Source organism: Nonomuraea sp. NPDC049129, assembly GCF_040648495.1.
Classification (GTDB): domain Bacteria; phylum Actinomycetota; class Actinomycetes; order Streptosporangiales; family Streptosporangiaceae; genus Nonomuraea.
This window is the reverse complement of record NZ_JBEZDU010000004.1, coordinates 211248-233833: the sequence shown is the minus strand read 5'-3', so window position 1 is coordinate 233833 and position 22586 is coordinate 211248. Positions and strand designations below refer to the sequence as shown.

Below are 22586 nucleotides of genomic sequence, written 5' to 3'. Positions count from 1 at the left end.
GGGGCATGCGCTTACGGATATTCACCTCGGCGGAGCAGCGACACCCCCAAATCTGGGGATCTTCCTGCGGCGCTACGCACGGGATTCTGGAGGGGCAGCTCAGGAGAGAGGAACGAGGGTCACATGGGCATTTGCACCATTCGAGGATTCCGCAAGGCGGCCACGGTACTTCTGGGGGCGACGCTGATCGCCGCCCCGTTCAACGCGGCACCCGCGTCAGCCGCCGGTGACGAGGACTTCAAGGCATTCAGCATGTGGTTCGACGTTGGCGAACTCTCCAACACCAACGAATGCATTCCCGTGTGGGTGACCGCACGCTACCGGGATGCGTCCGGTAGCGACACCTGGACCCGGCTCATCAGGACGAACACCAACGGCTGCGACCCCGACCAGGAACATCTGCAGAAATTTGGTGATTTTCAAAACACCCACAGCACGGTCCACCTGCTGGCCGGTCCGAAGCCGACCCATCACTTCCGCTGGAAAGACCTCACGAGCCTGACACTTACGGTGACCACTCCGAACACGCCGCCGGGGCGCCAGAAGAACGTGAAGATAACCAAGGAGGTCATCGCCGCGCAGGACCTCGACAACAACTGGCATGAGCTGTTCAACGAACAGTATGTGCACGTATTCGCCGACGGCTTCAACGACTTCGAAATGTTCGTCAAACACCCCTGATCGTGATCTTGCCGATCACCGGTTGGTGCTGTGACCGGGAAGGTTCACCGGGTTGGGCCGCGCCGATGACTCCCTCCAGCTCAGATGGGCTCCGGGGGCCCAACCCATGATGGCGATGCTTGGGCGGCCCTACGCCTGCGCGGGGGTGGTCGGTCGTGTCGCGTATCGGTGGCGCATGGCGTCGCTGGCCGCAGGACCTGCGGTGAAGACGTAGGTGTCGCTGTCGTCGAGTCGACGGCCGGTCTTGGCGTCAACGACGATGGGCTCGACTTCCTCGCCGCTGTGCGCGTCGATGAGGATCATGCTGCGGTCGGCCGGTGTGAGACGGGAGTTGCCCCACGCGGCCAGGGCGACGACCACCGGTCGGAGGGAGCGCCCGAGCTCGGTGAGGACGTACTCGTGACGCACGGGGTTGGTCTGGTAGGGCCGGCGCTCCAGCAGTCCGTCGGCGACGAGGGTTTTCAGCCGGGTGGTGAGCATGCTGGAGGAGATGCCCAGGCTCTCCTGGAACTGGTCGAAGCGGGTGTAGCCGTCGAAGGCGTCGTGGAGGATCAGCAGCGTCCACCACTCGCCGACGTGTTCCACCGTCGTGGACAGCGGGCACTCCCTGTCCTCCAGCCTGATCCGGCTTGCCATGGCAGCCATCCTCTCAGTTGCTGCTAAAGTCGAAGTTAGTAGCTTCTATTTTAGCAGCAACGACGGGAGCGGCGCCTTCCGCGCCCGGGAGCGGAGCACACCGTGACCACATCCATCAGCGAATCCCTCGAAGGCCGACACGCTCTGGTCACCGGCGGCACCAAGGGCACCGGGGCCGCCATCGCCCGACGTCTCGCCCAAGCCGGCGCGACCGTGCTGGTCACGGCCCGCAGCCGCCCCGACGGCGTCGAGGAGAAGACGTTCATCCCCGCCGACCTGTCCAGCGCCCAGGGCGCCTCTCACGTGGCCGCCGAGGTGGACGCCCGCGTGGGAGGCATCGACATCCTGGTCAACACCCTCGGCGGGTCCGAGGCACCGGCTGGAGGGTTCGCGGCGCTCGGCGAGGACGACTGGGCCAGGGAGCTGAATACGAACCTACTGGCCGCCGTCCGCCTGGACCGCGCGCTCCTGCCGCACATGATCGCCACAGGTAAGGGCGTAATCGTGCATGTCACCTCGATCCAGCGCCGCATGCCGCTGTGGAACGGAACCCTGGCCTACGCCGCCGCCAAGGCCGCCCTGACCACCTACAGCAAGGGCCTGGCCAACGAGGTCGCCCCGCATGGCGTCCGCGTCAACACCGTCTCGCCCGGCTTCGTGCAGACCTCGGCCGCCGACAACCTCGTCGCCCGGATCGCCCACGACGCAGGCATCACGCAGGAAGCGGCGCTGGGCCGGCTCATGGACTCCCTGGGCGGCATCCCGCTGGGCCGTCCAAACCGGCCCGAGGAAGTCGCCGAGCTCGTCGCCTTCCTAGTCTCCGACCGCGCCTCGGCCATCGTCGGCGCCGAACACGTCATCGACGGCGGCACCACCCCCACCGTCTGAACCCGCCACCACCCCAAGGAGCGTCATGCACGACAACCAGCCCCGAACCAGCCCCCCGGGCCCCCTGCCCGAGGTGATCACCCGCTACCTGGCAGCGCACCACGCCCACGACACCGTCACCGCGATCACGGCGTTCACCCGCGAAGCCACAGTGATCGACGACGGCAACTCCTATGAGGGCACGGAGGCCATCGGAGAGTGGCTCGACCGATCGGCCACCGAATTCACCTACACCATCCACCTCACCGGCGCCCAGCAGACCGACGCAACCCGCTACATCGCCACCCACCACCTCGAGGGCGACTTCCCCGGCGGGACCGTCGATCTGCGTTACCAGTTCACACTCCGCGATGGCCTCATCGAACGCCTCGTCATCGAACCCTGAATCCCTTCCAGCACCACCCGTTGCCGTCTCATACGAGAAGCCCCGCTCGCCCCGCAATCTCGGTGTCTCGATTCCCGGCGCGTGGAGTCCTCCGATGTCGGGCAGGGAGGGCCGGTCAGGTGTGGTGGCGGGCGCGAGAGGCGGCGGCGTGGGCGCGGTTGGCGCAGCGGGTCGAGCAGAACTGCCGCCGCCCCGGCCGGCTCCGGTCGATGAAGGCGTCACGGCACGGCGAGGCCGCGCACAACCGCAGCCGTGTCCAATCCCCTGCGGCAGCCACGTCGAGCAGCTCGCGCACCGCGCGCACCGCCAGCCGGTCCGCCGTCCCCGCGCCGTCGGGTGCCGCGAGCCGTAGCACCGGCACCCCGTCCACGTCCTCCACGGCCACGCGTGTCGGCAGCCCGGCCGCGAACCTGGCCAGCGCGCGCGTCCGCTCCGGCGGCTCGCAGGCCAACACGGCCCGCAGCCGCCCGCGCATCTCCCGGACAGCGGCCAGCTCAGGCTGCTCACCAGGCGACTCGGGCTCTTCACCAGGCGATTCGCCGAACTCCGCGCAGAACTGCCGCAGGGCCGCAGGGTCCGGCAGCCGCTCCGGCTCGTCCAGATACTCATCCCACGTGTTGGCGAGGTCCAACGCCACCAACCCCGTATCGACGTACTGGCGCATCTCGATTTCCTCCTGCTACCGTCAGGACTATGAGCACTATAACCCCTGACACAAGATTCGCCATTCTCGACGCTCCCTCAAACCTCGGCCTGCGCCCGCCCGCCCCTGACGCGGTTCCCGGCTGCTACAAGGCCCCATGGGCGCTGCGCGACGCCGGGCTGCGGGAGCGGATCGGCGCGGACGACGCGGGCGCGGTGGTTCCGCCGCGCTATGTGGCCACCTGGCAGCCGGGCGACGGGGTCCGCAACGGCCCGGCCATCGCCGCGTACGCCAGGAAGCTGGCCGACCGCGTCACCGCCGTACGCGAGTCGGGGGCCTTCCCGATCGTGCTCGGTGGCGACTGCTCGATCCTGCTCGGCCCGGCCCTCGCGCTGCGCGAGAGGGGACGCTACGGCCTGGCGTACCTGGACGCCCATGCCGACTTCCGCAACCTGGGCAATTCCCCGTACGTGAGCTCGGCAGGCGGAGAGAGCCTCGCCCTGGTGACCGGACGTGGCGACGACTACCTGACGGACATCGGCGGTCTGCGCCCGTACGTGGCCGACGAGGACGTGATCGTGCTCGGCGTCCGCGATGAGGAGGACCTGCGGGACGTCAAGGAGTCCGGTCTCGCGTACGTACCCGCCGCCGACCTCGGCCCCGGCACCCTCGACCTCGCCAGGAAGGTGCTGGTCCGCGACGACCTCGACGGCTTCTGGATCCACGTCGACGCCGACGTGCTCGACTCCGCGGTACTGCCCGCGGTCGACTCCCCCACGCCCGGCGGACCCGACGCGGACGGACTGGCCGGGCTGCTCCGTGGCCTGCTCAGCCTCCCGGGAGTCGCCGGACTGGAGCTCACCATCTTCGACCCCGACCTTGACCAGGACGGCAGCCAGGCCGCCCTCCTCGTGGAGGTCCTAGCGACGGCGCTCGCCACGGATCGGTGAGGCTTACCCGTCCATCGAGAACGACGATGACCCGTCCGGTGCGGGTGTCCCGACTGGTGGGACGACGGGCCGTACTCCCTTGACGATGCCTGATCCACCTCGGAGGATTATGTACAGATTGTGGACTAAAAGCAGTCAGGGGAGCCGAAGTGACCAAGCCGCTCAGCGTGCAGCTCTACTCCGTAAGGGATCAACTGGCCGCCGACCGTAACGACGTGCTGCGCCGAATAGCCGGAATCGGTTACGGGGCCGTCGAGCCCTTCGATCCGACCGGCGATCCCAAAGGCTTCCGGCAGGTGGCCGACGATCTGGGACTGACCGTTTCGAGCACGCACGCCTACGCGCTGCTCAGCAAGGAGCCGGCCGAGGTCTTCGACGCCATCGCCACCGTGGGCACCGACCTCGTGATCATCCCGGGCGGCATCAAGGAGGAGGAGTTCACCACGCGCGACGGCCTGTCCAGGACCGCCGACCTGCTGAACGGCCTGGCCGAGCAGGCGGCCGCGTACGACATGCGGATCGGCTACCACAACCACTGGTGGGAGATCGAGCCGCGGATCGACGGCCGCCACGCCCTGGAGGCCCTCGCCGACCTGCTGGCTCCGGAGGTGTTCCTGGAGATCGACACCTACTGGGCCGCCGTGGGCGGCGCCGACGTGCCCGCCCTGCTGCGCGGTCTTTCCTCCCGGATCCTGGCGCTGCACGTCAAGGACGGCCCGGGCGTCAAGGAGGAGCCGCACGTGGCCGTGGGACAGGGCGTCATGCCGGTGCCGGAGATCCTCGCGGCCAGCCCGGACACCTGGCGGATCGTGGAGCTCGACAGCTGCGCGGGCGACATCTTCGAGGCGCTCGCCGGCAGCCACGACTACCTCACCGAGCTGAGCGCTTCATGAGCTCCGGACCCGTAGGCGTCGCCATCGTCGGCGCCGGTGTGATCAGCGGCACCTATCTCCGTCAGCTGACCTCCTTCCCCGACGTCCGCGTGCTCGGGATCGCCGACCTCGACACGGCCAGGGCCGCGACCGCCGCGCGCGAGCACGGGGTGCCGGTCTCCGGCACCGTCGAGACCGTACTGGCGGTGCCGGAGGTGGAGATCGTCGTCAACCTGACGATCCCGGCCGCGCACGCCGCCGTGGCGCTCGCGGCGCTGCGCGCGGGCAAGCACGTGTACAGCGAGAAGCCGCTGGCCCTGGACATGGACGAGGCGGCCAAGGTCACCGCGGAGGCGGCGAACCTCAACCTGCTCGTCGGCAACGCCCCCGACACCTTCCTCGGCGCGGGGCTCCAGTCGGCGGCCAGGGCGCTCGCTTCCGGTGTCATCGGCACCCCGGTGAGCGCCGCGGCCGCCTTCCAGAGTCTTGGTCCCGAGTCGTGGCACCCCAATCCCGAGTTCCTCTACCAGCGTGGCGCCGGTCCCCTGTTCGACCTGGGCCCCTACTACCTGACCGCCCTCGTCGCCCTGCTCGGCCCGGCGGCCCGCGTCACGGCCAGCACCCGGCGGGCCCGCGACCACCGGGTGATCGGCTCGGGGCCGAAGGCGGGTACGGCGTTCGCGGTGGAGGTTCCCACGCACGTCAACGCGCTGATCGACTTCGCGGGCAGCGCCAGCGCGACCGCGACGTTCAGCTTCGACTCGCCCATCCGCCGGCAGACGATCGAGATCATCGGCACCGAGGGGGCGCTGTCGCTGCCCGACCCCAACAACTTCGACGGGCAACTGCTGGCCCGCGGTCCGCATGACGCCGAGTGGCGGGAACTGCCCGTCACGGGTACGACGGCCGGACGCGGCCTGGGCGTCCTGGACATGGCCAGGTCGTTGCGTACCGGGACCCCGCACCGGGCCTCGGGCGCGCTCGCCCAGCACGTACTGGAGATCATGACCGCCATCGGCGACGCCGGAGATGACGGCGAGGCCCGCCGCCTGCACACCACATCACCCACCCCGCCACCCCTCCCCGACGGCTGGGACCCGCACGCCGCCACGCTGACGTAGACATGGCAGACCGGCCCGTTCACGCTTGGTCAGCCAAGCATGAGCGGGTCGGCCTCAATCGCGAGCAGGCCTGCCTCGATCGTGAGCGGGGCGGCTTCAAGTGGAGATCGGTTGCGTGACCTCGTGACGGAGTGTCGAATGGGATCGGCACGTGGGCGCGACGTCGGCGAACCGCTTGGAGTGGCAGATGAGGCCGTTGGTCATCGCATTGATCGCGATCCTGCTGGCCGCGGGCTGTTCGACGCCGAGGCGGGACAAGATCACGGTCGCGTGCGGCGCGAGCGAGCGGTGGTGCGCGATGATGGTCAAGAGGTTCTCCGACTCCACCGGCGTGGAGGCCGAATTCGTCCGGCTGTCGAGTGGGGAGGCGCTGGAGCGGATCAAGGCGGCCAGGGCGCGGCAGGAGTTCGACGTCTGGCATGGCGGTCCGGCCGACTCCTACGTGGCCGCCAAGAGTCAGGGACTGCTGGCGCCGTACAAATCCGAAAAAGCCAGTGAAATCCGGCACGGGTGGGCCGATCCGGAGTATGCCTGGAGCGGGATCTACGCCGGTGTGCTCGCCTTCTGCAACAACACCAAGGAGCTGGCCAAGCGCGGCATGCAGCCGATCCACTCCTGGCGGGAACTGCTGGACGTGCGACTGCGCGGCAGCGTCGCCATCGCCCACCCGGCCACCTCCGGAACCGCCTACACCGCCCTGTGGACACAGGTGGAACTCAACGGCCGCGACCAGGACAAGGCACTGGGCTACATGCGCGGCCTCCACCCGAACGTACTGAGGTACAACTCCTCCGGCAGCGCGGCCGCCTTGCAGGCCGCCAAGGAGGAGGCGGCGGTCGGCGTGGTCTTCTCCCACGATTGCGTCGCCGCCCAGGAGCAGGGCTATCCGAACCTGCAGGTGACCTTCCCGCAGGAGGGCACCGGCTACGAGCTCGGCGGCCTGGCCGTACTGGCCGGGGCCCACAACCCCGACAGCGCACGCAAGTACGTCGACTGGGCGCTGAGCGGAGAGTCACAGCGGCTGGGGCCGCTGGTGAACTTCTACGCCCTGCCCACCAACACCACGGTGCCGGCGCACTCCAAGGCGGCCGACCCGGCGACGGTCAAGCTGGTCTCGTACGACGTGGAGGTCGCCGGCCGCGCCAAACAGTCACTCGTCGACAGGTTCAGCGCGGAGATAGCCCGGCCACCCGTCTAGGAGCAGCCCTCGAACTGCGGGACGGAGACCACCGACAGGTCGATGCCCGACTTGCCGAACCACTTGTCCAGCAGCATGTTCGCCGTGCCGTCCTGGTACATCTCGGTGATGGCCCGGTTGAGCTCCTCGCAACCGTCGACATCACCCTTGCGAATGCCGATCGCCGTACGTTGCTCGTTGAAGGTCGCGCCGACCAGGTGCAGGTCGACGCCCGGTTTGGTGAGCAGCCCCGCCAGGATCTGGCTGTTGGTGGAGATGGCGTCGATCCTGCCGTCCTTGATCATCTGCAGGCAGACGTTGTAGTCGGGCGCGGGGACGGCGATCGCCTTCACCCGGCGCTCGTCGATGATCCGCTGCGCGATGTTCGTGCCGCGCACCCAGCAGATCTTGCGGCCCGCCAGGTCGCGGACGTCGCGGATGACGTCCTTGTCGGCCGGCCGCACCGCGATGTCCTGGAAGTCGACGTGGTACGGCCCGGCGAAGTCGATCACCTTCTTCCGCTCCGGGGTCACCGACATGTGGGCGAAGACCAGGTCGGCACGCCCCTGCGTGAGCACGGTGAGCTGGTCTCCGGCGGTGATCTCCAGCCAGTGGATCTTCTTGCCCAGCCGGGAGATCAGATATTTGGCCACGTCGATGTTGAAGCCGTCGTATCCACCGTTCTGCCCCTTGAAACTGATCAGCGGGACGTCGGAGCGGATGGCGACGATCAGCTCGTCCTTGTCCACAAGGGACTCCGGCCGCCCCGCGCCGCAGGCGGTGAGCAGCAGCATCAGGCAGATCAGCAGCTTTCTCACCGGTACTCCCTGAGTCGTGGCCAGATCCCGACCAGGATGAGCAGGGCGCCGGCGGCCAGCCCGGCGGGGATCAACCGCCACAGCGTCTCCAGGGCCCCGTCGCCGCTGTCGATGGCGCGCTCGAAGTCGGACTCGTGCCGCCGGACCAGCTCCTCCAGCATCTTGTCGTAGCTTTCGTAGGTCTGGGTGAGCTCGCCGTCCCAGTATTTGATCGCCGCTTCGGCCGTCATGGTCCGCATTCGCGCGTCCGCCTGCTGGAACTTCTGGTAGACGGCGAAGAGGCGTTCCCGGTCCTGGCCCGTCAGGCTGCCGAGCAGGCCCTGGAAGTTGCCCCGCAGCTTGCTCTGGTAGTCGGGCAGGCTGGTGGAGTCGACGGCCGCGATCGTCTGTGACTTGTCCAGGAAGTTGTGTTCGTAGGTGTCCTTGCGGAAGCGGTCGAGCAGGTAGCGGTTCTGGTCTCCGTGCATGCTGTTGCTGATCGCCCGTGCCCTGGTCAAGGTGAGCACGGCGTCGAAACCGCCGCGCTTGGCCTCGTCCAGCGCCTGGCCCTGCCGGTTGAGCAGGACCGTGCCCGTCACCAGACCGGCCGCGGTGAGCACGGTGGCGACCACCAGGGCCGGCGCGAAGACCCGGCGGAACCTGCGGGTCAGGTACATCTGCAGGCCCAGCAGGCAGGCCAGCGCGAGCAGCCCGGCGACGATGACGGCGACGCGGGCCAACGAGGTGGTCGAGCGCTCGGCCACGTGCGCGCGCCGGACGATCGTCCCGGTTTCCAAGGTCAGGTTGTAGGCCTGGGGAAGCAGTTCGCGGTGCATGAGGTCGGTGGCCTTCTGATAGGCCTGGACCACATTGTCGGGCGGCTGTCCCGCGGTGTGCTTGGACTGCACGTCCAGCAACCGGGCCTGGGTCGCCAGCCGCTCGTAGCGGCCCAGCCCCTCGATCAGCGACTCGACCGTGCGTTGCTCGGCGGGATTGTCCAGGGCCAGCCGGTACGCCTTGAGCAGGCTCTCGGAGATCTCCAGCCGCCGCTGGTCATAGTTGGTCAGGTCGGCCTGCTGCTGGGGGCCGTACTCGCTGCCCAGCAGCAGGGTCTCGGCCACCAGCGCGTCCATCTCCGACATCTGCCGATACAGGCCGGTGGTGGCGAGCACCTGGGGCCCGGCGTCATGTCCGATGGTGCGTAAGCCGGCGCCCGTACTCGCCGCGCCGGCCAGGATCGCGGCCAGCAGGAGCGCCAGCGTCAGAAGGGACAGCCCGGCCAGCGTACGCAGCCGCCCGGAGACCGACTTCTCGCGCCGGGCCGGAGGCGCCGCTGTCACCGTCATGGCCCGCTCCGGCGGGAGACGCAGGGATCGTCGGTGTGCAACGCGCCTCCCGAGATCGACTCGTGCTGGGAAATTCGAGCATGGCCGCGGAAGTGACAGATCCGCAAGAGGGACTGCCGGTCGCACCGCCGAAGAGACAGGTTTGCCCCCGTTCGGCCGCCGGAAGCTAACGTGCTGGCTGCGCTTCGACGGCGGCCTGTGGTGGACGACCCCCGACGGGGCCGAGGCGACCCGCGCACGGCACGCGCACGAGGTCGCGCGCGGCTACGAGTCGCACCTCATCGGCCGCGCGGACACCAGCGACCGGGTCAGCGGGGTCCAGGTGGGGGCGGGCCTCGCGATCCACAATCCGGGTGACGGCTGGGTCTCCCTCCCCCACCTGATCCGCGAGCTCGCGGACGAGCTGGTCCGTCGTGGGGGACGGCTCGTCACCGGCGCGGGCCGCTGCTCGGTGCTCGTGGAGGACGGCCGGGCACGGGGAGTGCGCGGCGCCGACGGCACGTCATGGCGTGGCGACGCCGTCGTGGCCGCCTGCGGTGCGCAGACCCCGGCGGTGCTCGCGGAGCTCGGCGTGGACCTGCCGGACGCGTCCCCCCTGTCCATGCTCGTCATCACCGAGCCGGTCGAGACCGAGGTCGTGACCGTGCTGAACACGCCGCGCGCGGCGATGCGCCCCAACCCCGGATCGACGTTCGCGATCGACCAGGAGCTCATCGCCGAGGCGTCCGCCCTGCTCCAGGGTGATGTCACTCTCCGGGCGGCGTCGTGGCGGCTCGGCCGCAAACCGATACCGGCGGACGGGGAGCCGGTCTTCGGCGAGTTGGAGTCGGTGCCCGGCTGCCATGTGGCGTTCACCCACTCGGGTGCGACGCTGGGGCTCATCGCCGGGGAGCTCACCGCGTACGAGGTGCTCACCGGCACCGGGCATCCGCTCTTGGCGGACTTCCGCCCGGAGCGCTTCTCCCGAACGGGGTGACCCCGGGCACCCGCGAAACCGCGAAACTGGACGGTCTTGGTGCTGCAACTCGCTACTGATCGCGTATCAAGCGACTGGCGTTCAAATTGCCGTGACATTTGCACTCAGATCGCGAGCGGAAGAAGTGATGTCAGCAAACAAGCAACGTCCTGACGACCAGCCGGAGTTATCCGACGGCGGCAACAGCGGCAGACAATTCCCAGCAGACGTCGTCGTGCCGGAGCTCTCTCGCAGAACCTTTCTGGGGAGCAGCCTCGGAGCCATGGCTGTGGCCTCGCTGCCCTGGGCCGGCGCCCCCATCCCGACGTCATGGCGCTGGGCTCTTCACGGCAAGCCCGGCCCTGGGGTGACGTACGGGATCGGCGCGGTGGCGGTCCAGGACACGACAGTCTCGATGGCCTCCCGTCCTTTCGTATTCGTGCGAGGGGATGACAGTCATCTGTACATTCTCTGGGAAACCCCCGCCGGCATATGGGAATGGGTCGACCAAGGGGGAAAGGTCGACCGACCCGTTGGTGTCATCGCCCTCGGCGACGATCCGAATGGGAATCGACCCTACGCGTTCGTCGTGCGAGATGGACATCTCTGGGTGCGCTGGTGGAACGGCACAACTTGGATCTGGTCCGATCAGGGCCAGCCGGCGAGCGTCGACGTTCTCGATGGCCTCGGCGCGGTGACGGTCGCGCTGAAGCGGACGCTGGGTCTCGCCCCCTTCGCCGTCGTAACCGGCAGCGACGGCAATGCGTGGGTGAACTGGTGGAACGTGTCGTCCTGGAACTGGTACAACATGGGTTCGCCCGGCGTCGCGATCGCCTCCTCGATGGGAGTTCTCGCCGTCCCGGACGAGAGAACCGGCGGGGAGAGCCTGCAGGTCTATGTGTGGGGCGGCGACAGGCAGCTGTGGCTCGGTGTCACGGACATGGTGTCCACGCGATGGACCGCCCTTGGTGGGCCCCCCGCGGTGATCAGTGGATCGGCCGGTGCGGCGATCATCATAGGCGCCTCGGAGCTGCTCTCGCAGCCCTGCTGCTTCGTTCTGAGCGCATCACACGGCGACCTCTGGGCCTGTCAGGACGGCACCTGGCTCAACATGGGCGCCCCGCCGAGTGACCACTACGCCAAGATCGGTTTGGGTGCGAGAAGCGTCCTGGACATGAACAACGGCTCCCAATACGCACTGGTCTTCGTGACCGACGGCAACAACTCCGTCTGGGCCTGTCGGTGGGACGGCACCCATCCGGTCTGGGAGGATCACGGGAATCCGACTGGCTATACCATCGACGCGGGCATCGGCATCACCAACACACAGACCTCGCCTGCGGCAGCTTGGCTGCCCCATGCCTTCATGCGAACCACAGACGGGCTCGTATGCGAGAACTGGCAGCAATAGGCCCCATCTGAGCGACGTCGCCGGATATCGCTCAGGTCTTCAAAGCAAGGCGGCCCGCCTCAGAAGCTGGGGCGCGTCCGCTACGAGGGAATGACGTACGCGTTGGTGCTCGACCGGCCGGTGCCGTTCACGGCGGTGATGTAGAGGAACGGGCGGCGGGGATCGACGTCGGTGGGCGTGGGGAAGGGGATCCAGCCGGCACCGGCCTCGTCCGGTCCCTGGGCGACGGTCACCGTCTTCATCCCCGCCCCGGCGCGGGCGTACTGGACCTTGATCGTCCCGCCCGCGAGGTTGCGGCCGGTGATCGCGATCCCGGCCGCGTTCCTGGTCGCGCCGACGATGAGCGGCGCGTTCCAGGAAGCGTGGAGGTCGTCGCTCAACGACGGGGTCATCCAGTTGAGGCGGCAGGTCAGGAACGGGTCCCAGCCGTAGGAGATCACCTTGGTCACGGCCTCCCCGGCCGCCATGACCTGCGCGTCGAGCCGCTTCTTGGTCGTCCGGCCGCGCAGCGGCAGCGGGTCGGCCCGGCCGCACTCGCCGGCCACCGGGGCGGGCTCGAAGGCCTCCGCGTTCATCCACAGCTCCACCCCCGGCGGCCGGGACCGCGCCGCCGCCTGGAGGTAGTCGTAGGTCGAGCCGTAGTACGCCTTCCGGTTGGTGACGTCTCCCACCATCGGCACCAGCCGGCGATCGACTTTGGCGTCCACCTCGTCGCGGCCGTACACGGGCACCTTGCCCGTCCCGCGCCCGTCCTGCACGGCGACGATCATGGGCGCGCCGTGCGCGGTGGCGGCGATGGCGAGCAGCCCCGGCCCCACCCGCTCGGGCGGGAAGCCCTTGTCCCTGCGCGCGTCGAAGTAGGGACTGACCAGGATCTTCTTCCCCGGCAGCGTGGCGGCCACGACGGTGTGCTGGGCCTGGTACAGGTCGATGGTCGGATCGACGCTGGGCCGCGACTTCACCGCCAGCTCGAACGACTGGTACACCCCGGCGAACGCCGCCGACGGCCCGTACCTGCCCCGATAGTCCGTCACCACCCGCTCGGTGAACGCGGTCACGGCGCCGAGGTGCGTGAGGTCGGGCAGCCACGGCCGCTTGACGTCCTGCGGCGCGGCGGGCAGCCCGGGGAACACCTTCATCCCGTACCCGGCCGCCTCCGTCATCAGGTTGCCCAGCCCGTCGCCGTCGGTGGCGATCAGCACGAGGTCGTACGGGCCGCGTGAGCAGGATCTGCCCAGCAGCAGCCGGTAGTAGACCCGCTCGCCGCTCTCGATCCGCCGGTCCAGGCCCGGACACCGCAGCAGGCCGTCGCCGAACAGCTCGTTCGCCGCATAGCCGTAGACCCGGCGGATGCGCGGAACCGCCTCCCGAGCGGCCCGGTAGCACGTCTTTCCGTTCTCGACGCAGCCGGTGAAGTCGGGGTCGGGCGCGCCCTCCTTCAGCAGCCGCCCCGCCCGGTCGACCCGGCTGGGCACCAGACGCGGGCCGAACGTGATGAGCGTGTCACCGCCGACCCCGTGGATCGCCTCCACGGTCCGCCGCGTGACACACGGGTCCGAGCGAGGCACCAGCCAGTAACCGGTGATCGCGTACGGCGCGTCGACCCGGGTGTCCCGCGCCGGACAGCCCTCGCCGACCGGCGTCACAACAGGAGTGGGAGAGGGCGTCGTGGCCTCGGCCCGCGTCCCAGGAACGACGGTGGCCGCCAGCACCGCCACGGCCGCGAACCCGCGCAGGATCCACCCGGATACCACATGACCTCCTCGCGCGAGTGTCCGCTCGCGGCCAGAACGGTCGTACCCGTTAGATCACCCCATGCACCTTATCGTGGCCCGGCCGGACCCCCAGGAAACAAACCTGGGGGCCACGACACGGACTGCTCAGGCCACCGGGTCGTCCGCCGGATCGCGGTACGGCGTGGTGAAGGTGTGCATCCCCGACCCGACCTCCACCAGCTCCCCAGACGGCAGGTCGACCTCGGCGGTCGTCCCCGACGGTACGGAGACGGTGACCGTGAGGTTGCCGCCCGTCCGGGACCAGGCCACCGCCGCCGGGCCGTACGGCGTCTCGTGCTCGGCGGAGGCGTGGGTGAGACCGGCGCCGGGCCGCGGCGCGACGCGGATGCGACGGTAGCCGGGCGCGGCGGGGGCCAGGCCGGCGAGCGTGCCGTGCAGGAAGTCGGCGACCGCGCCCAGCGCGTAGTGGTTGAACGAGGTCATCTCACCGGGGTTGACCGAGCCGTCGGGCAGCATGCTGTCCCAGCGCTCCCAGATCGTGGTCGCGCCCATGGTCACCGGGTACAGCCACGAGGGGCATTCGCGCTGCGTCAGCAGCCGGTAGGCCGTGTCGTGCTCCCCCGCCGCGGCCAGGGCGGCGCAGACCAGCGGCGTGCCGACGAAGCCGGTGCCGATGCGGTAGTCGTCCTGGTCCACCAGCTCGGCCAGCCGCTTGCCGGCCCGCGCCCGCTGCTCCGGCGTCTCCGCCAGGCCGAGGTGCAGGGACAGCGCGTAGGCGGTCTGGGTGTCGCTGACCAGACGGCCCGACGGCGAGAGGTATTCGCGGCGGAAGGCCGCCCGGACCTCGGCGGCCAGCTCACCGTACTTCTTCGCGTCCTCGCCCCGGCCCAGCAGCTCGGCGGTGTCGGCCACGAGTTGCGCGGTCCACGCGTGGTAGGCGGTGGCGATGAGGTACGGGTCAGTCCGGGCCTTGCCGGGCCGGTCCGGCGGCGCGGCGGGGTCGAGCCAGTCGCCGAACTGGAAGCCCTCGTCCCACAGGTGGTCGTCCCCGGCGATGCCGGCGATGTGGTCGACCCAGCCCTTCATGCTGTCGTACTGCGTCTCCAGCACCCCGAGGTCCCCGAAGCGCTCGTAGAGCACCCAGGGCACGATCACCGCCGCGTCGCCCCACGCCGCCGTCGGCATGGCGGGGAACTCGAGGCCGACCCACGGGATGTAGTAGGGCACCATGCCCGACTCGTCCTGTTCGGCGGCCAGGTCGGCGAGCCAGGAGCCGAGTGTGCCCGCGCAGTCGTAGAGGAAGGCCGCGGTGGGGGCGAAGACCTGGATGTCGCCGGTCCAGCCGAGGCGCTCGTCGCGCTGGGGGCAGTCGGTCGGCAGGTCGACGAAGTTGCCGCGCATGCTCCACACCACGTTGTCGTGCAGGCGCTGGAGCTGCGGGTCCGAGCAGGTGAACCAGCCGGTACGGCGCATGTCGGTGTGGCAGACGACGGCCTGGACGCTGTCGGGGCGCAGCTCGCCCGGCCAGTCGATCACCTCGGCGTAGCGGAAGCCGTGCATGGTGAAGCGCGGCTCCCACTCCTCCTCCGCGCCGCCGGCCAGGGTGTACTCGTCCCGGGCGGCCGCGTTGCGCAGCGGGCGGCGGGACAGGGCGCCGTTCTCCAGGACCTCGGCGTGGAGGAGGGTGACGGTGTGGCCCGCCGGTCCCTGGACGCGGATGCGCAGGCGGCCGGAGATGTTCTGGCCGAAGTCGAGGATGGTCTCGCCGGCCGGCCCCTTGATGACCTCGACGGGGCGCAGTGTCTCGAAGCGGCGCACCGGCGGGCCGGTGGGGGCGACGAGCAGGCCGCGGTCGTGGTCCACGACGTCGGCGGGCAGCCAGGCGCCGTCGTCGAAGCCGGGTGCGGACCAGCCGGCGGGCAGCAGGCGGGCGTCGTACTTCTCGCCGTCGTACAGGCTCGCCGCGAGGATCGGGCCGCGCGCGCAGCGCCAGGAGCCGTCGGTGGTCACGACGTCGGTCGAGCCGTCGGCATAGACGACTTCGAGCTGGGCGATGAGCGCGGTGCGCGAACCGTACGTCTCGACCCTGCCGTCCTTGAAGCCGACGCGGCCGCGGTACCACCCGTCGGCGAGCATCGCGCCGATGGCGTTGTCACCCTCCGCCAGCAGCGCGGTGACGTCGTGCGTGCGGTAGCGCAGGCGGTGGTCGTAGCTCGACCAACCGGGCGCGAGTACGTCATCGCCCACGACCTGCCCGTTGATCTCCACCTCGTACAGGCCGTGGCCGGTCACGTACAGGCGGGCCCGCTCGACCGGCCCGCGGAGGGCGAAACCGCGCCTGAGCATGGTCGCGGGCCCGTCCGGCGCGCCGAGCAGTTCGGCGGGCGGCGCCGCCGCCTCCGCGCGCCACTCCTCCGCCTCCAGCAGACCGGCCTCCACCGAGGTCCACTCGCTCCACTCGCTCGCCTCGCCGTCCTGACCGCGGACCCGCACGCGTACAGCCCGGCGCTCCCGCGAGCGCAGGTCGTCACCCGGCCACGGGACCAGCACGGAGTCGGAGCGCCCGGTCGAGGAGACGACCTTGCCCTCCGAGTCGCGGATCTCGACGTCGTAGCCGTGCTGTTGCCAGCCTGGACGGTCGTTGCGGACCGTCCAGGACAGCCGTGGCCTGGGTTCTCCGATGCCGAGCGGCTCTCGGTGGTGCTCGAAACGCAGGTCGATGGTCATGCGGCTCCTCTGAGCGTCAGCCCTTGATCGCGCCGGCGGTCATCCCCGCCACGATCTTGCGGTTGAAGAAGATGAAAGCGAGCAGTGGCGGGATCGTGATGAGCACGATGTCCATGAACAGCAGGTTCCACTGCGTGCTGTATTGGCTTTGGAAGTTGTACAGGGTGAGCTGAACGGTGGCGTTCTCGTCACCGGGCAGGAAGTAGAGCGGGTTGACGAAGTCGTTGAAGACGGCGACCGACGTGGTCAGGATGACGGTGATCGTCACCGGCCGGAGCAGCGGGAAGATCACCTTGAAGAACAGCCGGAACCCGGTGCATCCGTCGATCATCGCCGCCTCGTCCAGCTCGCGCGGCACCGCCGCCACAAAAGCGCGATAAAGCAGCACCGAGTACGACATGTGGAAGGCGACTTCGACGAAGATGAGCCCCGGCAGCGTCTTGAACAGGCCGAGCGTCTGGAGCACCCAGATGGTCGGCACGATCGCCGGCGGGATGATCAGCCCGGACAGCACCAGGAAATTGACCACCGACCGCATGCGGCCCGCCCGGCGCTGCAGCACGAACCCGGCCATGGAGCAGAAGACGACCAGCAGCGTGACCGCCACGACCGTGAGGATCGTGCTGTTGAGGAAGGCGCGCAGCAGCACGTAGTCGCGCGCCTCGATCACCTCGACGAAGTTCTGGACTATGGGCCAGCTCGTCGGCCAGCCGAAGTCCAGCTCCGCCGACTGGACCTCGTCCTTGACCGCCGTGAGCACCATGAACGAGAACGGCACGACGAAGATGACGACGGCCAGGAGGACCACGATGAGTTCGGGCCCGGATCTGCGCAGCGCCCTCATGCGGCGACCTCCCTGGCGCTCAGGAAGCGGGTGAGCGGCACGACCAGCGCGGTGACCACGATGAACAGGATCACGTTCCCGGCGGTCGACAGGCCGAAGAACCCCGCCTGATACTGCTTGTAGATGATCGAGGCGATGACGTCGCTGGTGAAGCCGGGTCCGCCGCGGGTCATCGTCCAGATGAGGTCGAAGGACCGCAGCCCGCCGATGAAGGACAGGATGATCACTGAGTTGGTGGCGGGCCAGCTCAGCGGAAGCGTCACGAACCTGAACCGGTGCCAGGCGCCGCCGCCGTCGACCGCGACCGCCTGGTAGTAGTCACGCGGGATCGACATCATGCCGGCGATGTAGATGACGGTGGCCAGGCCGACGCCCTTCCAGACGTCCACGAGCGCCACCGACAGCAGCGCGGTGTTGGCGTCGCCGAGCCAGTCGGGGCCCGAGATGCCCACCAGGGCCAGCGCCTTGTTCACCAGCCCGGTGTCGGGCTTGAGCAGCACGCTGAACGTGATGCCGACCGCGACCGTGCTCACCAGCACCGGGAAGAACACCACCGAGCGCAGGAAGCCGCGCAGCTTGATCCGCGAGGTGAGCAGCACGCCGAGCGCCATCCCCAGCACGACCTTCAGCCCGCTGGTGGTCACCGCGTAGATCAGCGTGTTCTGGAAGCCGATCCGCAGGTTCTGCTCGGCGAAGAAGTCGGTGAAGTTCTCCAGCCCCACGAAGGTGCTGTCGAACAGCGTCCACCTGGTCATCGAGAAGTAGAAGGCCATGATCGTCGGAACCAGGAAGACGATCGTGTAGACGACCCCCGCGGGCACGTAGAACAGGTAGGGGTACGGGTTGCCGCCGCGCCCGCCCTTCCCCTTGCGCGCGCGGGCACGCCGCCCGGCCGCCGCGGTGGGCGGCTCGGGCGACGTGGCCGTGCTCGGCCTCGACGAGGTCACCACCCCGCGAGCCCCAGTTGCTTGGCCTGCTTCTCCACGTCCTTGTCGTACTGGGCCGCCCCCTCGGCCGCCGTGGTCAGGCCGGAGCCGACCGCGACGGTGATCTGCTCAAGGGACGGGCCCTTGACCGGGGAGACGAACTCCAGCGCGGGCGCGGACGCCTTGTTGTCGAGGTAGACCTGCAGGTCCTTCGCCACCTGGACCGCGTCGTCCGGCAGCTTGGCCCCCTTGATCCGGTACGGTCCGGCCGGCGGGGTGCCCTTGCCAAGGGCGGCCGTACCTTCCGGGGAGGCTATGAAGGCCAGGAACTTCTTGGCGGCGTCGAGATGCTTGGTCGTCTTGGGGATGTAGGCGGCGCTCGGCTCCCAGACCGTGGCGCCGTTCTTGGCGGCGTCGTCACCCGGCAGGCCGAAGAAGCCGACGTCGGTGCCCACCTGCGGGAACTTCTTGATGAAGCCGGGCACCACCCCGGTGAGCAGGGGATAGTGCACGCCCTGGCCCTCGGCCAGCAGCTTGATCCCCGCGTCGAGGTTGGCCGAGCCGAAGCCCTTGTTGAGGTACCCCTTGGCGTGCACCTCTTCCAGGCGCTTGAAGCCGGTCAGCGCGGCCGGGGTGGTGGCGTACTTGGCCTTGTTGGCCGTGTAGTCCTGCGCGAAGGTCGGCGAGGCGGCCTGCACGTTGAAGAAGTCCGCGAGCACGAACAGCTGCGAGGTCCAGGTGTCCTTGAACGTGGAGATCACCGGCGTCAGCCCGGCGGCCTTGATCTTGTCGTTGTTGGCCGTGAACTCGGCCCAGCTCTTGGGCACCTGCAGCCCGAGCTTCTCGTAGACCTTGCGGTTGTAGAGGATGCCGCCTCCGGTGGCGGTTCCGGTCGGCACGCCGTACGCCTTCCCGCCCTGGGTGACAACGGGTAGGTACGACTCCTCCACGTTCTTCATGACCGGGTCGCCGGTGAGGTCGACGAGGGTCTGACCGGGGTTCAGGGCCTGGAGCAGGGACCCGGAGTTGTACCAGAAGACGTCGCTCATCTCGCCCGTGGACAGCCGGGTCTTGATGATGTTGTCGCCCTCGGTGCCCGCCGGGCGGGTCTCCGACTCGATCTTGATCTTCGGGTTGGCCGCCTCGAAAGCTTGGACGACTGCTTTGGCCCCGTTGACCGTGGCTTCGTTGTTGTCGTAGAGGAAGGAGATCGTGACGCTGCCGTCGGCGGCCGTCGTGCTGCCGGACGAGCCGCATGCCGCCAGGGAAAGGAGGGGGAGGGCGGCGGAGAAGGCCACCCCGAGTCTGTGAAGCGTGGTCTTCATAACACCCCTTGGGGCTCGAAGCTTAAATCGTTTCAATGGCCTCGTTAGGGCGTTAACATAGGCTTTACGTTCCGGGGCCGTCAAGGCTCTCCTGCGGTAACGAAACGGAAACGTATCAGCGACTCAAGGCGTGTCATCCGCCCAGATACCCGCAAACTTCCGCTCTGAAGCGAAACGATTCAAGCCTTCAACGCCGACGACCCGTCCCCTTATCCTGGACGTCCGACCCCTGGCGCCTAAGGAGTTCCCATGCACGTCGTCGTCACCGGTGCCCACGGAAAGGTCGGACGTGCGGCCACCCAGGCGCTGCTCGACGCCGGTCACGAGGTGACGGCCGTCGACCTCACCCGCCCGGTCTGGGAGCGGACGGAGCCCGGCGCCCCCCGCTACCAGCAGGCCGACCTGACCGACGCCGGAGCGGCGTACGCGGTGGTGCGCGGCGCCGACGTGGTCGTCCACGCCGCCGCCATCCCCGAGCCCAGCACCAACCCGCCGCACGTGGTCTTCCAGAACAACCTGATGTCCACCTTCAACATGCTGGAGGCGGCGATCAGGTTCGGCGTGACCCGCTTCGTGAACATCTCCAGCGAGACCGTGCCCGGCTTCTTCTTCCCCGAGCGGCCGTTCCTGCCCGACTACGCGCCCGTGGACGAAGAGCACCCGATCCGGCCGCAAGACCCCTACGCCACCGCCAAGCACTTCGGCGAGCAGCTCATGGACGCGGCCGTGCGCCGGTCAGACATCCGATGCGTCTCCATCCGGCCGAGCTGGGTGCAGCACGAGGGCAACTACGAGCGCAACCTGGGCCCGCAGATCCGCGACGGACAGCCCGGAGCCGGGCTGTGGAGCTACATCGACGTCTACGACCTGGCCGACGCCATCGTGCTGGCGACCGAGTCCGACCTGCCGGGACACGAGGTGTTCTACATCGCCTCGCCCGACAACGTCGGTGGCCACGACTTCGCGACGGCCCTGCGGGAGCACTACGGCGACGCCATCGCGCTGCGGCCGCTCAGCCGTCCGGACGCCTCCGGCATCTCCTGCGCCAAGGCGGTGCGCATGCTCGGCTGGGCGCCCAAGCGCTCGTGGCGCGACTACCTGGACGAGGACGGCCGGGCGCTCAAGGCTCCTATGAAGTGATCTTGGTGATGCGTACGGCGTCCGCGATGACGTACCCGGTCGTGGAGGTCCAGCGGCTCACCCCGACCACGTTGTAGGTGCCCGCGTCGAGGGTGTAGGTGCCGAGGGTCCGCCACTGCCCGCCACCCGTGCGCTGGTCCACGACCACGGTCTGGTTCCCGCCCGACGCCGCCACAAGGTACGGCGTGGCGCTGTTGTAGCCCGCGTTGGCGGCGTACCAGACCTCCACCCGGTAGTTCCCGGCGCTCGGGATGGCCGCCTTGAACCACGCCGGGTCGCTGGCCGCGACGGGGTCGGCGAAGCGGTAGTCGGCGCCGTAGAGCTGCGCCGAGAACGACGAGGTGCCCCAGGAGGAGCTCGCGGCGAACCCGGCGTCGGAGTTGTCGACCACGACGCTGAACGCCGCCGTGCCCGTCACCACCGCGCCGGCGCTCGGCGCGCTCTCCTGGTGCGTCCGGTTCAGTGCGGTCACGTAGTAGGTGTAGCCGCCGGTGGCCGTCGCCGTGGCGTCGGTGAAGGTGGTCTTCCTGGTCGTGCCGAGCAGGTTGCGGGCGTCGGCGTACGCGCACGGATCGGCCGCCGGTCGGGAGCCGTCGACCCGGTAGATCGCGTAGGCCGTGGCGCCGGCGCCCTGCCACGACAGCGCCACGCCGCCCGAGCCCCTGGTCGCCGCCGCGCTCGTGGGGGCCGCCGGTGCGGCGGCGGTGCCGCGGGCGGGCGGCAGGGCGGGCTTGGCGTAGTGGGCGTTGACCAGCGCGGCGATGGCGCCGATCCGGTTCGCCTTGACGTCCTTGGCGCTGAAGTAGATGTCGCCGGCCACCTCGGGGTGCTTCCTGTTGTCGTAGAGGTGGTCGCTGAGCTCGGCGGGATCCTGCCAGGCCGCGTCCTGGCCGCTGGCGCCCGCGCGGTAGGCGGCCTGGCCGACGACCAGCTGGGCCCCGGTGCCGCGCACCACGCTCGACCACCAGGCGGTCAGCACCGCGTAGTCCGCCGGGGAGTATCCGATGTTCCAGTAGATCTGCGGCGCGAGGTAGTCGACCCAGCCCTGCTTGACCCAGAGCCTGCTGTCGGCGTAGATCGCGTCGTAGGACTGCAGGCCAGAGGTGCTCGACCCGAGCGGGTCGGTGCTCGCGTTGCGCCAGATGCCGAACGGGCTGACGCCGAAGGAGACCCAGGACTTGGCGGCGTGGATGCGCTGGTCCATCTCGCGCATCAGCTGGTTGACGTTGTCGCGCCGCCAGTCGGCGATGTTGCCGAACCCGCCGCCGTACTGGGCGTATGTCGCGGCGTCCGGGATGGTCTCACCGCTGACCGGATAGGGGTAGAAGTAGTCGTCGAGGTGCACGCCGTCGAGGTCGTAGCGGGTGACGGCGTCCATGATGGCGTCCTCGATGAAGTCGCGGACCTCCGGGATGCCGGGGTTGTAGTAGAGCTTGCCGCCGTAGGCGAACCGCCAGGCCGGGTGCGTACGGGCCGGGTGGGTCGCCACCAGCTTGCTCGGGTCGGCGTTGTTGGCGATCCGGTACGGGTTGAACCAGGCGTGAAACTCCAGGTTGCGGGCGTGTGCCTCGGCGACCATGAAGGCCATCGGGTCGTAGCCGGGATCCTTGCCCTGGGTGCCGGTGAGCCACTGTGACCACGGCTCGTACGACGAGGGCCAGAACGCGTCCGCTGTCGGCCTGACCTGCACGAACACGGCGTTCATCCGCTTGGACACGGCCAGGTCCAGCCACGCCCTGAACTCCGCCTGCTGGGCCGCCACGCTCAGCCCCGCGCTGCTCGGCCAGTCGATGTTGGCGACCGAGGAGACCCACATGCCCCGTAACTGCCGCTTGGGCGTCGCGGGATCGGTCACGCACGCCGCCGCCGAGACGGCGGGGGTCGTGGAGGGGACGACGAGAGCGGTGAGCACAAGGGCGACCGTGGCCAGGATGGTGCGCAGGGGGTGCGTGGTCACGAAAAGAAGTTTCATCTTCTCCCGAACTGAGCGCAATAGTCTTCAGCCAATCCGGGGGACCCAACTTTC

The 22586-nt window shown here is 69.1% G+C and carries 20 protein-coding genes; 10 read left to right on the top strand and 10 right to left on the bottom strand.

What is annotated here, in order from left to right; all coding sequences use genetic code 11:
- The first annotated feature begins 123 nt into the window (after positions 1-123).
- Positions 124-681, top strand: coding sequence for a hypothetical protein (locus AB0B64_RS13930; RefSeq protein ID WP_357942001.1), 558 nt, complete (start codon positions 124-126; stop codon positions 679-681).
- A gap of 129 nt (positions 682-810) precedes the next feature.
- On the opposite strand, the gene AB0B64_RS13925 is transcribed toward AB0B64_RS13930, so the two are convergent.
- Positions 811-1317 (bottom strand): helix-turn-helix domain-containing protein, encoded by a 507-nt coding sequence (locus AB0B64_RS13925; RefSeq protein ID WP_357941999.1) that lies wholly within the window; start codon positions 1315-1317, stop codon positions 811-813.
- 102 nt (positions 1318-1419) lie between these two features.
- On the opposite strand from AB0B64_RS13925, the gene AB0B64_RS13920 reads away from it, so the two are divergent.
- Both AB0B64_RS13920 and AB0B64_RS13915 read left to right on the top strand, forming a co-directional pair.
- Entirely contained in the window at positions 1420-2205 is a 786-nt protein-coding gene (locus AB0B64_RS13920; protein ID WP_357941997.1) for an SDR family oxidoreductase, read from the top strand.
- Positions 2206-2230: 25 nt separating this feature from the next.
- A complete protein-coding gene (locus tag AB0B64_RS13915; RefSeq protein ID WP_357941994.1) occupies positions 2231-2590 on the top strand; it encodes a nuclear transport factor 2 family protein in 360 nt (119 codons plus the stop codon).
- Between the two features lie 115 nt (positions 2591-2705).
- On the opposite strand, the gene AB0B64_RS13910 is transcribed toward AB0B64_RS13915, so the two are convergent.
- Positions 2706-3254 (bottom strand): CGNR zinc finger domain-containing protein, encoded by a 549-nt coding sequence (locus AB0B64_RS13910; protein WP_358177294.1) that lies wholly within the window; start codon positions 3252-3254, stop codon positions 2706-2708.
- A 29-nt stretch (positions 3255-3283) separates the two neighbouring features.
- Between AB0B64_RS13910 and AB0B64_RS13905 the strand changes: the two genes are divergently transcribed.
- From AB0B64_RS13905 to AB0B64_RS13890, 4 genes are all read left to right on the top strand, one after another.
- Positions 3284-4183 (top strand): arginase family protein, encoded by a 900-nt coding sequence (locus AB0B64_RS13905; protein WP_357941990.1) that lies wholly within the window; start codon positions 3284-3286, stop codon positions 4181-4183.
- Between the two features lie 149 nt (positions 4184-4332).
- On the top strand, positions 4333-5076 hold the full coding sequence (locus AB0B64_RS13900; RefSeq protein WP_357941988.1) for a sugar phosphate isomerase/epimerase: 744 nt from the start codon (positions 4333-4335) through the stop codon (positions 5074-5076).
- Positions 5073-6176 (top strand): Gfo/Idh/MocA family oxidoreductase, encoded by a 1104-nt coding sequence (locus AB0B64_RS13895; RefSeq protein WP_358177291.1) that lies wholly within the window; start codon positions 5073-5075, stop codon positions 6174-6176. Before AB0B64_RS13900 ends, AB0B64_RS13895 begins: the two co-directional genes overlap by 4 nt.
- 187 nt (positions 6177-6363) lie before the next feature.
- Positions 6364-7374 (top strand): ABC transporter substrate-binding protein, encoded by a 1011-nt coding sequence (locus tag AB0B64_RS13890; RefSeq protein WP_358177288.1) that lies wholly within the window; start codon positions 6364-6366, stop codon positions 7372-7374.
- Here the strand turns inward: AB0B64_RS13890 and AB0B64_RS13885 are convergent.
- Positions 7371-8171 carry a transporter substrate-binding domain-containing protein gene (locus tag AB0B64_RS13885; RefSeq protein ID WP_358177285.1) on the bottom strand — a complete coding sequence of 267 codons (801 nt, stop codon included), beginning with the start codon at positions 8169-8171 and terminating at the stop codon, positions 7371-7373. The two genes, AB0B64_RS13890 and AB0B64_RS13885, sit on opposite strands and share 4 nt — an antisense overlap.
- On the bottom strand, positions 8168-9496 hold the full coding sequence (locus AB0B64_RS13880) for a hypothetical protein (RefSeq protein WP_358177282.1): 1329 nt from the start codon (positions 9494-9496) through the stop codon (positions 8168-8170). The genes AB0B64_RS13885 and AB0B64_RS13880 overlap by 4 nt, the downstream gene beginning before the upstream one ends.
- Before the next feature lie 142 nt (positions 9497-9638).
- Here AB0B64_RS13880 and AB0B64_RS13875 point away from each other — a divergent pair, with 142 nt between their 5' ends.
- Both AB0B64_RS13875 and AB0B64_RS13870 read left to right on the top strand, forming a co-directional pair.
- Positions 9639-10472 carry an FAD-binding oxidoreductase gene (locus tag AB0B64_RS13875; RefSeq protein WP_358177279.1) on the top strand — a complete coding sequence of 278 codons (834 nt, stop codon included), beginning with the start codon at positions 9639-9641 and terminating at the stop codon, positions 10470-10472.
- 127 nt (positions 10473-10599) lie between these two features.
- Complete coding sequence (locus tag AB0B64_RS13870; protein ID WP_358177277.1) at positions 10600-11862, top strand: hypothetical protein; 1263 nt, start codon at positions 10600-10602, stop codon at positions 11860-11862.
- Between the two features lie 80 nt (positions 11863-11942).
- Here AB0B64_RS13870 and AB0B64_RS13865 read toward each other — a convergent pair whose 3' ends face one another.
- The 5 genes from AB0B64_RS13865 to AB0B64_RS13845 all read right to left on the bottom strand — a co-directional run bounded on the left by AB0B64_RS13865 (position 11943) and on the right by AB0B64_RS13845 (position 19420).
- Positions 11943-13616: a DUF4434 domain-containing protein gene (locus AB0B64_RS13865; protein WP_358177275.1), complete on the bottom strand. Its 1674-nt coding sequence runs from the start codon at positions 13614-13616 to the stop codon at positions 11943-11945.
- 126 nt (positions 13617-13742) lie between these two features.
- Positions 13743-16325: a glycoside hydrolase family 78 protein gene (locus tag AB0B64_RS13860; protein ID WP_358177272.1), complete on the bottom strand. Its 2583-nt coding sequence runs from the start codon at positions 16323-16325 to the stop codon at positions 13743-13745.
- Between the two features lie 16 nt (positions 16326-16341).
- A complete protein-coding gene (locus AB0B64_RS13855; protein ID WP_357941970.1) occupies positions 16342-17169 on the bottom strand; it encodes a carbohydrate ABC transporter permease in 828 nt (275 codons plus the stop codon).
- Entirely contained in the window at positions 17166-18116 is a 951-nt protein-coding gene (locus AB0B64_RS13850) for a sugar ABC transporter permease (RefSeq protein ID WP_357941968.1), read from the bottom strand. The genes AB0B64_RS13855 and AB0B64_RS13850 overlap by 4 nt, the downstream gene beginning before the upstream one ends.
- Positions 18113-19420 (bottom strand): extracellular solute-binding protein, encoded by a 1308-nt coding sequence (locus tag AB0B64_RS13845; protein WP_357941966.1) that lies wholly within the window; start codon positions 19418-19420, stop codon positions 18113-18115. The genes AB0B64_RS13850 and AB0B64_RS13845 overlap by 4 nt, the downstream gene beginning before the upstream one ends.
- 249 nt (positions 19421-19669) lie before the next feature.
- Here AB0B64_RS13845 and AB0B64_RS13840 point away from each other — a divergent pair, with 249 nt between their 5' ends.
- A complete protein-coding gene (locus tag AB0B64_RS13840) occupies positions 19670-20560 on the top strand; it encodes an NAD(P)-dependent oxidoreductase (RefSeq protein ID WP_358177269.1) in 891 nt (296 codons plus the stop codon).
- Here AB0B64_RS13840 and AB0B64_RS13835 read toward each other — a convergent pair.
- Entirely contained in the window at positions 20550-22517 is a 1968-nt protein-coding gene (locus AB0B64_RS13835; RefSeq protein ID WP_358177266.1) for a family 10 glycosylhydrolase, read from the bottom strand. The two genes, AB0B64_RS13840 and AB0B64_RS13835, sit on opposite strands and share 11 nt — an antisense overlap.
- Positions 22518-22586: the final 69 nt, after the last annotated feature.

What these genes read in the sequence shown, in the direction of transcription:
- AB0B64_RS13930 (WP_357942001.1), top strand. Translation starts at nt 124, where the DNA reads ATGGGCATTTGCACCATTCGAGGATTCCGCAAGGCGGCCACGGTACTT.
- AB0B64_RS13925 (WP_357941999.1), bottom strand. Translation starts at nt 1,317, where the DNA reads ATGGCAAGCCGGATCAGGCTGGAGGACAGGGAGTGCCCGCTGTCCACG.
- AB0B64_RS13915 (WP_357941994.1), top strand. Translation starts at nt 2,231, where the DNA reads ATGCACGACAACCAGCCCCGAACCAGCCCCCCGGGCCCCCTGCCCGAG.
- AB0B64_RS13910 (WP_358177294.1), bottom strand. Translation starts at nt 3,254, where the DNA reads ATGCGCCAGTACGTCGATACGGGGTTGGTGGCGTTGGACCTCGCCAAC.
- AB0B64_RS13905 (WP_357941990.1), top strand. Translation starts at nt 3,284, where the DNA reads ATGAGCACTATAACCCCTGACACAAGATTCGCCATTCTCGACGCTCCC.
- AB0B64_RS13895 (WP_358177291.1), top strand. Translation starts at nt 5,073, where the DNA reads ATGAGCTCCGGACCCGTAGGCGTCGCCATCGTCGGCGCCGGTGTGATC.
- AB0B64_RS13890 (WP_358177288.1), top strand. Translation starts at nt 6,364, where the DNA reads ATGAGGCCGTTGGTCATCGCATTGATCGCGATCCTGCTGGCCGCGGGC.
- AB0B64_RS13880 (WP_358177282.1), bottom strand. Translation starts at nt 9,496, where the DNA reads ATGACGGTGACAGCGGCGCCTCCGGCCCGGCGCGAGAAGTCGGTCTCC.
- AB0B64_RS13870 (WP_358177277.1), top strand. Translation starts at nt 10,600, where the DNA reads ATGTCAGCAAACAAGCAACGTCCTGACGACCAGCCGGAGTTATCCGAC.
- AB0B64_RS13860 (WP_358177272.1), bottom strand. Translation starts at nt 16,325, where the DNA reads ATGACCATCGACCTGCGTTTCGAGCACCACCGAGAGCCGCTCGGCATC.
- AB0B64_RS13855 (WP_357941970.1), bottom strand. Translation starts at nt 17,169, where the DNA reads ATGAGGGCGCTGCGCAGATCCGGGCCCGAACTCATCGTGGTCCTCCTG.
- AB0B64_RS13845 (WP_357941966.1), bottom strand. Translation starts at nt 19,420, where the DNA reads ATGAAGACCACGCTTCACAGACTCGGGGTGGCCTTCTCCGCCGCCCTC.
- AB0B64_RS13840 (WP_358177269.1), top strand. Translation starts at nt 19,670, where the DNA reads ATGCACGTCGTCGTCACCGGTGCCCACGGAAAGGTCGGACGTGCGGCC.